This is a genomic window from Dyadobacter psychrotolerans (genome assembly GCF_004349265.1).
Taxonomy (GTDB): Bacteria; Bacteroidota; Bacteroidia; order Cytophagales; family Spirosomataceae; genus Dyadobacter; species Dyadobacter psychrotolerans.
In genome coordinates this window covers 401,664-415,953 of sequence record NZ_SMFL01000005.1, presented here as the reverse complement: position 1 = coordinate 415,953, position 14,290 = coordinate 401,664, and the positions used below count along the sequence as shown (strand labels likewise).

10 protein-coding genes are annotated in these 14,290 nt (G+C 44.6%); 6 read left to right on the top strand and 4 right to left on the bottom strand.

The features are described 5' to 3' along the window. Positions 1-128 precede the first annotated feature (128 nt). On the top strand, positions 129-902 hold the full coding sequence (locus E0F88_RS16035; RefSeq protein ID WP_131959279.1) for a hypothetical protein: 774 nt from the start codon (positions 129-131) through the stop codon (positions 900-902). 95 nt (positions 903-997) lie between these two features. Here the strand turns inward: E0F88_RS16035 and E0F88_RS16030 are convergent, their stop codons facing one another. From E0F88_RS16030 to E0F88_RS16015, 4 genes are all read right to left on the bottom strand, one after another. After that, a complete protein-coding gene (locus E0F88_RS16030; protein ID WP_131959278.1) occupies positions 998-1,570 on the bottom strand; it encodes a DUF1543 domain-containing protein in 573 nt (190 codons plus the stop codon). A gap of 56 nt (positions 1,571-1,626) precedes the next feature. Beyond that, entirely contained in the window at positions 1,627-2,109 is a 483-nt protein-coding gene (locus E0F88_RS16025) for a molybdopterin-dependent oxidoreductase (RefSeq protein WP_229213785.1), read from the bottom strand. A 192-nt stretch (positions 2,110-2,301) separates the two neighbouring features. After that, entirely contained in the window at positions 2,302-2,646 is a 345-nt protein-coding gene (locus E0F88_RS16020; protein WP_131959277.1) for a winged helix-turn-helix domain-containing protein, read from the bottom strand. Positions 2,647-2,696: 50 nt separating this feature from the next. Beyond that, entirely contained in the window at positions 2,697-3,398 is a 702-nt protein-coding gene (locus tag E0F88_RS16015; protein WP_131959276.1) for a FadR/GntR family transcriptional regulator, read from the bottom strand. A 176-nt stretch (positions 3,399-3,574) separates the two neighbouring features. Between E0F88_RS16015 and E0F88_RS16010 the strand changes: the two genes are divergently transcribed. The 5 genes from E0F88_RS16010 (at position 3,575) to E0F88_RS15990 (ending at position 14,283) form a co-directional block, all read left to right on the top strand. Then, positions 3,575-6,961: a SusC/RagA family TonB-linked outer membrane protein gene (locus E0F88_RS16010; protein WP_131959275.1), complete on the top strand. Its 3,387-nt coding sequence runs from the start codon at positions 3,575-3,577 to the stop codon at positions 6,959-6,961. 12 nt (positions 6,962-6,973) lie between these two features. After that, on the top strand, positions 6,974-8,551 hold the full coding sequence (locus E0F88_RS16005) for a RagB/SusD family nutrient uptake outer membrane protein (RefSeq protein WP_131959274.1): 1,578 nt from the start codon (positions 6,974-6,976) through the stop codon (positions 8,549-8,551). A 70-nt stretch (positions 8,552-8,621) separates the two neighbouring features. After that, complete coding sequence (locus E0F88_RS16000; RefSeq protein ID WP_131959273.1) at positions 8,622-9,563, top strand: dihydrodipicolinate synthase family protein; 942 nt, start codon at positions 8,622-8,624, stop codon at positions 9,561-9,563. A gap of 47 nt (positions 9,564-9,610) precedes the next feature. Continuing rightward, positions 9,611-12,214 (top strand): sodium:solute symporter family protein, encoded by a 2,604-nt coding sequence (locus E0F88_RS15995; protein ID WP_131959272.1) that lies wholly within the window; start codon positions 9,611-9,613, stop codon positions 12,212-12,214. Beyond that, a complete protein-coding gene (locus E0F88_RS15990; protein WP_131959271.1) occupies positions 12,211-14,283 on the top strand; it encodes a GDSL-type esterase/lipase family protein in 2,073 nt (690 codons plus the stop codon). The genes E0F88_RS15995 and E0F88_RS15990 overlap by 4 nt, the downstream gene beginning before the upstream one ends. Positions 14,284-14,290: the final 7 nt, after the last annotated feature.

Below are 14,290 nucleotides of genomic sequence, written 5' to 3'. Positions count from 1 at the left end.
GTATATTGGTAATTAAAACAACTTGTGAAATTTAATCCCGTTAATGTCATAAAATGCAAATAAAATCAGAGCTGGTTCCAACCATTTTGTCACCGATTTGATCCTGAAATAAATCTAAACCAAAAACCATGAAAAAGAATCTATACCTGCTTTTTTTCTTACCACTGTGGCTGGCATGCAAACCGGTCGATGCCCCGCTATTTGGCGTTGAGCCAAAACTCGCATATAATGATGAAGCGCTGTTCTCAAAAAAAACGTATTGTACCGATGCGGCCTGTAATGATCCTTTTCAGGAAGAGCTTTATCTGTACAATGCTTCCGGAAAACTAACGCGCATTAACTACTACTCCCGCACTGCGATTGGTAAACTGGAGAATTTGAATTACACGGATTTAATTTATAATGCCTCCGGTCAGCTCACTAACAAAATTTCCTACCATAAAATCTATCAGGGCACTGGGTTTGAGATTGGCAGTGAATCGGAATTTGAATATAAAAACGGCGTTCTTCACTCAGAGAAGATGTTTTCCAATTTTAAATACCCTGACCGGAGAGTTGCTACCGGAGAGATCACCTACCTATTTGAAAACGGCAAAAAGACAAGCCAGAGCTCGTACGATATGCAAAACAAGCTCAGCTACCGGATTGGCTATACTTACAAAAACGATGTATTGACCCGTGAGACTTATTATGATCCTACGGGTAAAGAGATGAGATCTTTTGAGCATCTTTTCTCAGGAAACCTGCGTCAGATCGGCGAATATGTTGCCAGCTCAAAAGAGCAGGTTGCCTTGATAGAAAGACGTTATGACGATCAGGGACGGTTGCTCACCCAGCAGACCAAGGTGAGCAATCCACTTCTTTGCGCGATGGTTCCCGGAATGATCCGTTACAGCTACTAGTGTTAATTTCAAAGTAAACCGTTTTCAGTCGTTTACAAACTTAAAGTCAATGAGCTTCGGGATTACAGATATTCCGGAGCTTTTTTGTTTCATCGTTATTTAAGCGCACTTAATTTAAGATACCCCAGATGGATTTCATCTTCTAAGGAATTTTCTGTGGGAATCAACTCAATCATATAGGCGGATTTGTGAGCCGCAGGCAGAATTTCTTCAATATCATAGAGCTCATCGACGTCAATGCCATACTTGTCATCTATGTGTGAAACTGCCTTCCCAAAATGATTATTTTTAAAAAACAGTGTTGCCTTTGCCTGCTGAATAGCCAAAGCGCGGTTTGGCTGGACAGTTAAAATCGTGTGATGCTGCTCTTCAAACTTGCCGGGCTGGTAACCACCCAGATTGACGAAGAATAAACGCTGTTCTTTATGTCCAGGCATTTTGAAAATGTCCTGTCTCACCGAAACCTTTACCCGATAGCCATCTACCAGATTTACTTCCCGCCAGGCGTCAATATGTATTTTTTGGGCAGCCTCACGCCAGAATGCTTTCATAGCAGGCACAAGTGCTGACAAAGATTCTGCGATTCCAAAGAAGATATCGTGCTGCTCGGTATGTCTGCCCGGCGGACGACAGCCGAGTAAGACCATAAACAATTTAAGCTCCTGCATCAGATTTTGATTTTAGACAAAGATCAAAACTTTTAGCTGCCTTCAAATTATAAGCCTCAGTTCTTTGCAAAAACCACTTTTATTGAACGGACTTCCCGGATCCATCTGGCTGGTTTTTTATCATGTTGGGCAATGATTCTAAATGGTCCTTCACCGGAAGGCAGCGGCTGACCATCTTTTTCTGTTGCCAACAGGATGAGCTCATCAGTAAATTCAGGATCAACCTCAGCGAGCGAATAGATCACTTCATAACCATCCGCAGCAGTGATCAGAATATATTTGGCAAGATTCTCGCCGCGAAGTTTAGCACCGGTTGTCACGCCCGCTTTTTGCAGCAGGTCGATCAATGCCACACCCTTAAATTCATGTTCTTTACCATCACGGTCTTTTACTTTCTGACTTACTTGTTTGTAGGCGGCCAGATCCTGCATTTTTATCTCCAATGGCGCTGCAACTTCGCCGGTGATGGAAAGTGAAGCGGTATTTTGAGAAAAACAGGATTGGGAAAGAAATACAGCCAATGACGAGATCATTGCCATTTTCCGGAAATTAAGTTTAAAACTGCGCATCTGTTCAGGATAAAACGATTAAAAAAATCAGCTGATGCCGGGCTGGACATTTTACTATCAGGATGGACAAAACAGTCGGTAGTCCTTAAACGATATATTCAACCAGCTATATCGCAAATATAAACAGTGCATTTAAAGAAAGATCATTTCCAAAAAAAAATCTTAAATAAGCGTCAGAAGCTCACGTTCGGCCTCGACAACGGCCAGCAGCTTTTCATTTAGCTTTTTGTAGGCAGTCAGAACATCTTTCCCTGTTTCGGTAAGGATCGTTCCGCCACCCTTTGATCCGCCTTTTTGCGTTACCACATAAGGTTTTTGTCCCAAAGTATTCATCGCATCCACCATCGCCCACGCTTTTTTATAAGACAGCCCCATTTCCTTGGCGGCCTTGGCAATCGAGCCGGTTTGCTGAATGCCTTCCAAAAGCTCATAACGTCCCGGACCAAAAAACTTGGTTTCATTGACATAAACCCAGTGGCGCAGACGTATAACAATATTTCTTTCCATAAGCCTTTACTTTAAATATGTGCACAGCACAAGCCAGTGCATTATTTGTTTTATTCAAACAACCTGGCGAAATGATTTTCCAGATGACTCCTCATTGCATTACGCAGTTTCTCCGAGTTGCCGTTTTCAATGATTTCTACAATGCCCTGATGCGAAACATAATTGCGGTTTACAGGCATTTTTTTCAGCAAACCGCTTTTATGTACATAATCAAAAACAGGCAACAGCAGCTTCTGAAACTTTTTCATAGTTTCATTTCTGGTAATCTCATATAACTTGCCATGAAAAGCAATTTCATGTTCAATCTGAAAAAGCATCCTGTCTGAAAGTGAAGGCTCATTTTTAATCAGATCCTTTAACGCTTCAATATCTTCCGGCGTTACCCGCTCCATGATAAAATCGGCCATCCCGATTTCAAGTGAAAGCCGCATTTCGAATATTTCTTTCAGCGTTTCTCCATTCAGAATCTTGGGGTTCATACTTTTTTCCAGTACCGATACCAGATCCGGACTGGTGATAACCGCCCCCCTGTGTTTTTTGGATTCGACCAGTCCCATTAGCCGAAGGCGGAGCATAGCCTCGCGAACAACCGTCCGGCTCACACCCAATGACTGGGCAAGCTCCAGTTCCTTTGGGATTGAATCGCCGACCTTAAATTCTTTTTCTATAAACAATTCAATCAGGTTGCTTTCAACCTTGTCCACAAGCGAGCTTGTATCAATCGATTTTATGCCCTGGAACAAATCTGCCATGTGATTGGGAAAGTATTATGTTGTACAAAAATGAATGTTTTCTTCAAATATTCAACTCATTTTCCAGTGCCCGGAAAAAGATTCAAAAAATATTTTTTGCAAGATGCTTGCAATCAACAAACTAAAACTTCTACCTTTATTATGTTATACATAATACATTAATCCTTTACCTCTTTATGAATTCAAATCTTACCTGTTTAAAATTGCTGTTAAGTCTGACCGGGATCTTTCTGGTTACGCTTTTGCATGCGCAGCCTGGCAGAACGCTCACCGGCAAGGTGCTGTCCGATGATGACAAAATGCCTTTGCCGAACGTGACTGTTTTGTTAAAAGGAAAAAGTGTTGCCGTGGAGACTTCATTGGAAGGTGACTATTCCATTATCGTGACCGGCACAGATGTGGTCCAGTTCAGAATGATAGGTTATGTAATGCAGGAAGTTCCGGCAGGCAGCTCTGCAACGCTTGATATTTTTCTTAAACCGGATGTATCAGCGCTGAATGAAGTAGTTGTTACCGGCTACGGGTCCAGCAGCAGAACCAGAATCACCTCATCAATTGCCAAACTGGATTCAAAGGTGCTCGAAACAGGTCTGCGCTCCAACCCCGCTCAGGCGTTGGCCGGAACCATTGCCGGTCTGCGTGTTTCGACGGCTACCGGGCGGCCGGGTTCTTTGCCTTCGATTACCCTTCGCGGCGGAACAAACTTTGACGGAAGCGGAAGTCCGCTGATTGTCGTTGACGGCCAGGTACGCGGTTCTTTAAGCGACATTAACCCGGATGATATCGAAAGCATGGAAGTTTTAAAAGATGCTTCTGCGACAGCGATTTACGGAGCGCGCGCAAGCAACGGTGTTATTCTGATCACTTCAAAAAGAGGAAAATCAGGTTCTTCATCCATTACATTTAAAGCAAAAACGGGCATTAACTTTTTGAATGTTCCTTACAATTTTGTCAACGCTGAGGATTACATTCACTGGACCCGCCTTGGCGTTTTGGAAGCGATCAAAAACGGAACAACCACTTCTTCTCTTTTAAGCGGAGTAGGTCCGCGAGGCACCGGGAATTTATATAAAGATGCCAGCGGAGCTGTTCTGGATGGCAATTATGATTCGCGCGCGATATGGAGCACGATGCGGCTGACAGACGAAAACCGCGAGCTTCTCAACAGCACTGACGGATGGAGAACCATGAAAGATCCTGTGAAAACCAATGCAGCAGGCGCTTACGATCCAAACGGAACAAATGCAGATCTGATTTACAAGGACTTCAATTACGGAGATTATGCATTTAAGTCGCCGGCCATTTCTCAGGATTACAACATTGGCATGAACGGTGGAAATGAAAAGGGAGGATACTATGCCAACCTGGGATATTACAATGAAGATGGTTTGTCGCTCGGCACCTTTTACCGCCGTCTTACCTTTACACTTAACGGAGACTACAAGATCAAAAGCTGGCTTAAATCTGAAAGCAGTCTGGCTTTTGCCAGAGCCAACTGGCGCGATCAGTCTTTGCAGAACGGAGAAGCCAACTATTGGGGACGAATGCTTTCTGCCCCGCCGACCATGCGCGGAACAAATGCAAAAGGAGAGCTGATTTTGGGACGTGATGCCAGCGACGGAAACCCGGCTATCAACATTGATAAATATAAAAGAAACAATCAGTCGGATAAATTCACACTGGGACAATCTTTCCGCGTGGATCTTTTTAAGGATTTGTTCTTTAAAATGGGTGGAATCCTGATGTATGACGAGTCGACTGCTGAGTCCTTTAACAAAGATTTCAGGATCGGGATTATGAGCCTTACCAACCCAAACACAGGCTGGAACCGTGACCGGGCAAGTTCTGCAAGTTTTGACCGGACGATCCGCCAGACCTATAACGCGATTTTAAACTACAAAAAGGATTTCCTGGGTAAAAACAGCATTGATGCCATGGCGGGCTTTGAATATTATGACGAAGCCAACAAAGGTTTTGGTGCCGGCGGTAAACTCGCCCCGACAGATGATTTCCAGGATCTGGCGCTCACTGTTAATGATGCCAACACCAGAACCGTCGATTCCTATCACAGCCAGGAGCGGATCATTTCCACCTTCGGCAGGCTAAATTATGATTACGATGGAAAATACCTGGCTTCTTTTACTGTGAGACGCGATGGTTATTCACGGCTGATCGGCGATAACCAGTTTGGAACCTTCCCGGCATTTTCGGCAGGCTGGCTTTTGCACAAAGAAAATTTCATGGCGGCAACCCAGAAGTGGCTTTCGTTTATGAAGGTGAGAGCGAGTTATGGTAAAAACGGAAATATCGGAATCGGCACCAATAACGGCATCGGCATCTACGAACTGCAGGGATCTTACGGTTCACAAACAGCCTACAACGGCACAATCGGCTTTCTGCAAACGGGAATTGCCAATCCAAATCTGAAATGGGAAAAAAGTAATACCGTTGAGGCCGGTGTAGAAATGGGATTTTTCAACAATAGAATCACGACTAACATCGCTGTTTACAACCGGATCACGACAGACAAAATCGCCAGTGTGATCCTTCCCACTTCTGCGGGAATTTCAAGCATCCGCACAAACAATGGCAGCATGCGTAACCGTGGCGTCGAGCTAGAGGGTGTATTTAAAGCAGTTCAAAAAACTGATTTTACAGTTCAGATTGGAGCAAATGCAGCCTGGAATAAAAACATGATTTTGAAACTTCCTTTTAACGGAAATGAAAATAACAGACAAGGCGGACAGCGGGTTTATGATCCAAAATCAGGCCAGGTCATCTGGGTTGGCGGTTTACAGGAAGGACAGGAATATGGTCAGATTTTTGGCTATGTAAGTGAAGGCATCATCCGAAATGGTGAAGATCTTGCCAAATACAACAAAATAGACATCGCTGCCGGTGAGGTGCAGTACGGAGCCTCCGCCGGAAAACGCGTGGCCAGCGCAGCACTGATCACTTCTAAAAACCTGAACAGAACGACTTATATCTCAACCCAGCTGGGTGATATGATGTGGAAAGATCTGGATCAGAACGATACGATTGACACACGTGATATGGTTTCGCTGGGACGCACGATCCCGAGATGGACCGGCGGATTTAACACAACGGTTCGCTGGAAAAACCTTTCTCTTTTTGCAAGAATGGATTTTGCATTGGGACACAAACAAATGGATTTCCAGCAAATGTGGTCGCTTGGAAGTTTTCAGGGGGAATTCAACATCACCGATGCTGTGAAGGATACCTGGACACCTGAGAACCCGGATGCAAAATACCCAAGATACACCTGGGCTGACCAGCTGAATTCGAAAAACTTTGACCGCCCCAGCAGCATGTTTTGGGTAAACTCTTCATACCTGGCTTTCCGAGAGGTTTCACTGAGCTACACGGTACCTTCGGCGCTTATTCAAAAAGCAAAAATCGCCGGACTGACCTTCACTGTGACAGGACAAAATCTGGGATATGTAACCAACAAAATGCTGAGCTTACCTGAGCGCACCGGATCCCAGAACAGCGCCTACACGATTCCTACTACCTTAATTCTGGGCGCAAACTTTACCTTTTAAATGCAACGAGTTATGAAGAAGATCAAATATTTTATATACCTGGCCGCCTTGTCGATGCTGACATTTTCCTGCCAGAATGCACTTGAACTTGCGCCGCAGGATTATTTCGGAGATGGCAATTTCTGGCAAAATGAAGCACAGGTTAGCAACTTTATGGTTGGACTCCACAAACAGTTTCGCGACAACCAGTTTCAGTTTTTACGTTTGGGTGAAATGCGCGGAGGCACGTACAGCAATGTAGACAGACAAGCCACTTCACTGAATGAACTCCCCGTCATCGAGCAGCGTCTGGAAGAAACCTCGTCCGGTGTAGGCAGCTGGGCTGGATTTTATGGTCCTATTTTACAGATCAACCTTTTTATTCAAAAAGTAGAAAGTATTGGCTTTCTGCCTGAAACTAAAAAGAGCTATCTGCTTGGTCAGGCTTATGCGATGCGCGCTTACTACTACTTTCATCTGCTTCGAACCTACGGCGGAGTACCCTTAATCTTGCAAGCTGATGTATTAAACGGTACAACGGATGCGGTTTTGCTTCGTAAAGAGCGCTCCACAGAAGCGCAGGTGCTGGCTGCAATCAAAGCGGATGTAAACAAGTCGGTGTCGCTTTTTGGAACACAGGCAAGCACGACAGACAAAAGCCAGTGGTCTCCAAAAGCAGCCTATATGTTAAAAGGCGAAGTATTCTTATGGTCTGCCATAGTTTACAATACAACCGCAGATCTTGCAGAAGCAAAAGCTGCACTGACTTCAGCGGCCGGAAGTGTACTGCTCCCAAGCTTTGCCAATGTTTTTGCCTACTCTCAAAAAAATAACAACGAGATTATTTTTGCAATCCGCTACCGGGTTGGTGAATCAGAAATGGGCAATGTGGCGGCATACACCTACTCTACTTTCAATTTCAACGGACTGCATTACAAAGATTCGACCGCCAGTGCAGGTGTTGGAAACTTTCTGGTGGATCCGCTTTTGTTGGCAGCAACCAATTCCGCGCAGGTCATCCAGCGGTATGCCTATACTTTTGAGCTTTTCCAATCCTACGATCTGGGCGACACGAGAAGAAACGCCACTTTTTATGATTATTACAAGGTCAATACAGCAGTAAGACCTTTTGTACCAACCATTAAAAATACAGCACTGGTGAAGTTTCTTGGAACCATCGAAACCAACAAACGATATTTCTCCGATGACTGGCCGGTTTACCGGGAAGCTGACAGACTTTTAATGCTCGCCGAAATAGTTAATGCGGAAGGCGGCGACCCTTCCGCATACATTCAACCCGTGCGTGACCGCGCTTTTGCACCGGGAAAAGATCCTAAACCATTTGTGAACGCGGGAAAGGATGCCAACGAGCTGGCTATTTTCACAGAACGTACCAAAGAATTTGTCCACGAAGGTAAACGCTGGTATGACCTCCGCCGCATGAAATATGGCGCTGAGCCGCTTGTCTTTAAAAGTGCAAGCCATCCATTTGGTGTATTGGATAAAACCACGCAGGCATACCGGATCCTTTGGCCGATTGAAGCAGCGATCTGGACAAATGATCCTTTGGTAAAACAAACACCGGGTTACACCACAGCACGCCCAAACTAATTCAAAATGCACCTGCCGGAATCAAACGGCAGGTGCTTCACTCAGCTATTTATTTTTTATAAAAACTTATATGAAACCAAAATTACAAGGCCTGATCGCCGCTCCCTTTACCCCTATGCATGCCGATGGCAGTATCAACACGGACCTGATCGCTGCTTATTATGAATTTTTAAAACAAAACCAGATCACCGGCGCGTTTATCTGCGGATCAACCGGCGAGGGTGTTTCGATGAGTCTGACCGAGAAAAAACAAATCGCATCAGCCTGGGCCGAATGCACCAAATTGGATCCGGATTTCAAAGTGATGATACTTTTGGGCGGAACCTGCATTGTGGATTGTATCGAACTTGCAAAGCATGCGCAAGAGGTTGGGCTTTATGCTGTTTCGTTTACCAGCCCGTTTTATTTTAAACCCGCTAATGTAGAAATGCTGGCTCAAACGATCATTTCCATTGCCGAAGCTGTGCCCGAAATACCTTTTTACTATTATCATATTCCTGTTTTGACGGGCGTTGGTTTTGCCATGTTTGACCTTTTGAAAGCGCTCGACGGGCGTCTTGACAACTTTGCCGGCATTAAGTACACCCATGAGGATTTTATGGATTTTCAGACTTGTCTGAATTACAAAAACGGCGAATATGATATGCTTTGGGGCAGAGATGAAAACATGCTTTCTGCGCTTGCCGTAGGTGCAAAGGGAGCAGTCGGCAGTACATTTAATTACGCCGCCCCGCTTTACTATGATCTGATAAACGCATTTGAAAAACACGAATTAAGCCGCGCTGGTGCTTTACAGCAAAAATCCATTGACATGATCAGACTGCTGGGTAAATATGGCGGAATATCAGTGGGTAAAGCTTACATGAAACTGGTGGGCATCGACTGCGGACAATTCCGTTTACCGGTAAAAAATATGAGTGAAGCCCAGTCCAATGATTTTAAATCCGATGTTGCCAGCCTGGATTTTGATACCTTTAAGTCAAAAATGGACACGGTAAACAGCTCACTGTAATGCATATAAAAGCCAAGGTTTTCTGTTTAATAATCTGTGTGCATATTATGTTCTTAAAATCCGCATTTGCTCAGGACCAAAAAGCGAATGAAATCTCATGGACCGCAGCGGCTGAGTTGCCCTCAGCGGCAGACAACCAAAAACAGCCTGGTGTGGCAGGAGCTTTTACAGGAGTACACAACGGCGTGCTGATCGTGGCAGCAGGCGCCAATTTCCCGGATGGCAAACCATGGGAGGGTGGCAAAAAGGTTTATCGTGACGATATTTATGTTTTACAAAAACAGGGCGAATCTGTCCAATGGATCACTGCCAAAACACCTAAGCTAACAACCAGAGTAGCTTACGGGGCAAGCACAACACTTCCGGAAGGAATTGTTTGTTTGGGCGGAGAAACTGATAACGGATTTAGCAGGAAAGCTTTTTTGATGCAGTGGGACGCGGCCAAAAAAGACATCATTTTTAAAATGCTGCCGGATCTGCCTGTTGCCCTCGCCAATGCGGGTGTGACCAGTATTGGGAACACCATTTATGTTGTGGGAGGCGAAAACAGCGAAGGACCGTCCGACGGATTTTTCTCTCTGGATTTGTCTTCAGAAAACAAACAATGGCAAAGCTTGCCTGTGTTGCCGGCCACACTTTCCCACGCCGTTGTGGTTGCACAAAATAATGGAAAACATTCTTGCATTTACGTAATTGGTGGACGAAGCAGCACATCTTCCGGCATCAGCGACCTGCACAATACCAATTATTGCTTTGACCCGAATGCCAACAAATGGATCAAACGCGGCAACATCAGTGATGGTACAACGGTTTCAACGCTTTCAGCCGGAACTGGTGTTGCCAATGGCGCTTCCTACATCCTGCTGTTTGGTGGAGATAAAGGAAATGTTTTTCACCAGATCGAAACCTTTAACGCCCGGATCGCCAAAGCTTCAACACAGGAAGAAAAACAAAAATTGCAGATTGAAAAAGTTCAGTTACTAACAGGTCACCAAGGTTTTAGCAAAGATGTGCTTCTTTACAATACGGTAACAGATGCCTGGACAAAAATTGGTGAAATGCCTGATTTTGCCCAGGTAACGACCACTGCTGTGAAGTGGGGAAACGAGATTTTTATTCCAAGCGGCGAGATCAAACCCGGGACCAGAACGCCGGTCATCACCAAAGGAACCATTGCGCATAAGCCGTTTTTTTCGTGGATTGATTCAGCAGTGTTATTCGTTTGTTTTCTTTTGATGACAGCCGGACGTTTTCTTTTTACCGGCAAAACCAGCAACACCGATGATTATTTTAAGGGGGGAGAACGTATTCCGCAGTGGGCGGCGGGCATCAGCATTTTTGGAGCTAAGTTGAGCGCGATTACTTTTATGGGTATTCCTGCCAAAACATACGCCACGGACTGGACCTACTTCTTTCTCTTGATGACAATCATCATGGTCATGCCCATTGTAGCGAATTACTTTATTCCTTTTTACCGAAGACTGCACGTAACCTCCGCCTATGAGTACCTGGGAAAACGTTTTAATTACGGATCACGGGTGATGGCATCGGCCCTTTATGTGCTGCTTCAAATCGGGCGAATGGGGATTGTTGTGCTGCTGCCAAGTATCGCCCTGACGCTGGTAACGGGGATCGACATCAATATCTGTATCATAATGATCGGGGCAATAAGTATATTTTTTACGGTCAAAGGCGGAATTGAAGCTGTTATTTGGGTAGAGGTTATCCAGGTTTTGATTTTGGCAACCGGCGCACTGTTCTGTCTATTTTATCTTCCATTTCACATCAGCGACTGGGATGCAGGTGTTCAGGAACTAAATTCCGCTGAAAAACTGAAAGTTTTTGATCTGCGTTTTGACTTTACAGAGCCCACTTTTTGGGTGGTTGTTATAGGCGGAATGGCGATTAACCTGCTTACCTACGGCACGGACCAGACCACTGTTCAACGTTATCTGACGACTAAATCCGAGAAGGAATCTAGAAAAAGTCTGAAACTGGGAGCCTGGCTGACACTCCCGTCCACGCTGGTATTTTTCTCGATTGGTACGCTGCTCTTTTTGTTTTTCAGGGAGCATCCGCAGCAGGTCAATATGGCTTTGGAAAACCAGGACAACATTTTCCCCTGGTACATCGTCAGCCAGTTGCCGGCAGGTCTGTCGGGTCTGCTGATCGCCGGAATTTTTGCAGCCGCCATGAGCAGCACAGAGGCGAGCATGAACTCGACCGCAACGCTATTGACAACTGATTTTTACCAAAAATTCAAACCGGCAGTAACACCAAAACAGACGTTATTTTTTGCCAGAACCACTACTTTACTACTTGGCATATTTGTCACCTGCATTGCTTTGTACATGGCCCACAAAGGCGTATCATCGCTTTGGGATAAATTCAACACCATCCTTGGACTATTTACCGGCTGCATCGGCGGCGCTTTCATTCTGGGCATTTTCACAAAAAGAGCAAATGGGAACGGCGTGATGACTGGTATGGCCATAAGCTGTGTTACGCAGATTATGATCCAGCAGTATACCGACATTCATCTACTGATGTACGCTTTTACCGGGTTGGTCAGCTGTGTGATTTTTGGTTATCTGTTTAGTTTGTTGTTTCCTACAAAGCAGCATATCAAAGGTTTAACGATGTACGAATGATGAGAATACCTGTATTGCTGGTGCTGATGTGCTGCTGCGGTCTCGCATCTGCCGAACAAAAACCGATTAGAGTGGCCTGCATCGGAAACTCAGTCACTTTTGGGTACGGATTAAAAACGCCATCAAATGAGTCTTATCCGGTTGTTCTGCAAAATTTACTTGGAGAAAATTATCAGGTTAAAAATTTCGGACATAACGGCGCTACGCTGTTAAAAAAGGGACACAATCCTTATTTTAAAACAGCTGTATTTAAGAAGGCTTTGGATTTTAAAGCAGATGTCATTGTTGTTCATCTGGGCTTAAATGATACGGACCCGCGAGACTGGCCGGATTTTAAAAACGATTTTGAATCGGACTATGCCTGGCTTCTTGATACTTTGAAACAGGAAAATCCCTCTGCCAAAATTTTTGTCTGCAAACTGACCCCAATTTTCAGCGGTCATCCCAGGTTTAAATCCGGAACCAGAGAATGGCACCGGCAAATTCAGCAGCTGATTCCGGGCATAGCTATGGCAAATGGTGCGGAGCTTATTGATCTGCATACAAAGGTCAAATGCCGTCCGGATCTTTTTAATGACAGTATTCATCCTGACAAAGAGGGTGCCGGCATCATTGCAGAGACAATTTATCAGCATCTAACAGGAAACTTCGGAGGACTAAAACTCCCGCCGGTTTTTTCCGACGACATGGTATTACAGCGACAAAAGCCGATCGTGATCTGGGGAATGGCCAATTGCAGTGAGCAGGTAACTGTACATTTGGCAAACCAAAGCCTTGTGACCCGGGCTGACAGGAACGGCAAATGGAAAGTGGTTTTTCCAGCCAAAACCATGGGCAGACCATTCGGCATTTCTGTTGAGACAAAATCGAAAAGCGTTGTTTTTGAGAATATTCTGATTGGTGATGTCTGGCTTTGCAGTGGACAGTCGAATATGGATTTTAAACTAAAAGATTCAAAAACCGGCCCGGCCGAATTGAGTGAAAACACTTTTTCTTCGCAAATCCGCCTTTTTAAACTCAATTCTTTGGCCGAAACAAACAACGCAGCCTGGGATTCTGCTACACTTATCAAAACAAATAAGCTCGATTTTTTCTCAGGAAACTGGAAGGTTAATGATTCTGAAACAGCAGCAGATTTTTCAGCCGTGGCCTACTACTTTGGAAAAAAAATTCATACTGATATTGATGTTCCGATAGGACTTATCCAGCTGGCCGTTGGAGGCTCTACGACTGAATCCTGGATTGACAGAAATACGCTCGAAGGTGACGATCTGCTTGTTGACATGCTTAGAAACTGGCAGAAATCAGATTTTATCATGCCCTGGTGCAGAGAACGGGCAGGTACTAATTTAAAAAAATCTTGGCTTCCCAAACAAAGGCATCCGTATGAACCGGCCTATAACTTCGAAGCAGGTATCTCACATTTAACAGAACTTCCGTTGAAAGGTGTCATCTGGTACCAGGGTGAAAGCAACACACACAATTTCATTCTTCACGAACATCTTTTCAAAACACTTATCAAAAGCTGGCGGCAATTTTGGGGCTTTGAGCTGCCGTTTTACTATGTTCAATTGTCGGCAATAGACCGGGCATCCTGGCCCGATTTTAGAAATTCACAGCGCCAAATGCTTGCTGATATTCCTTACAGCGGAATGGTGGTCAGTCATGATCTGGGTGATTCGTTAAACGTGCATCCGGTTAGGAAAAAAGAAATCGGAGAACGGCTTGCACTTTTGGCACTTCGTGATACTTACAAAAGAAAAATCCTTGCAACTGGCCCTGCTCTAAAAAAGATTCAGAAAAAAGAAAATCTCATTTACATTGATTTTCAATCCCAAAACAAGCTGCTTACCTCTCAAAACAGCAAACTAACCGGCTTTGAACTTGTCGATGAAAAAGGAAAACGTTTGCCTGCTGATGCACGTATTTTTAAAAATCAGGTTATTATCAGAGTTCCGGATGGTCAAACAATCAAAGCGGTACTTTACGCCTATCAGCCATTTACAAGAGCAAACCTGATCAATGAAGCCGGCTTGCCTGCTTCAACCTTTTCCGTTTCTATTCCTTAACGTTGTT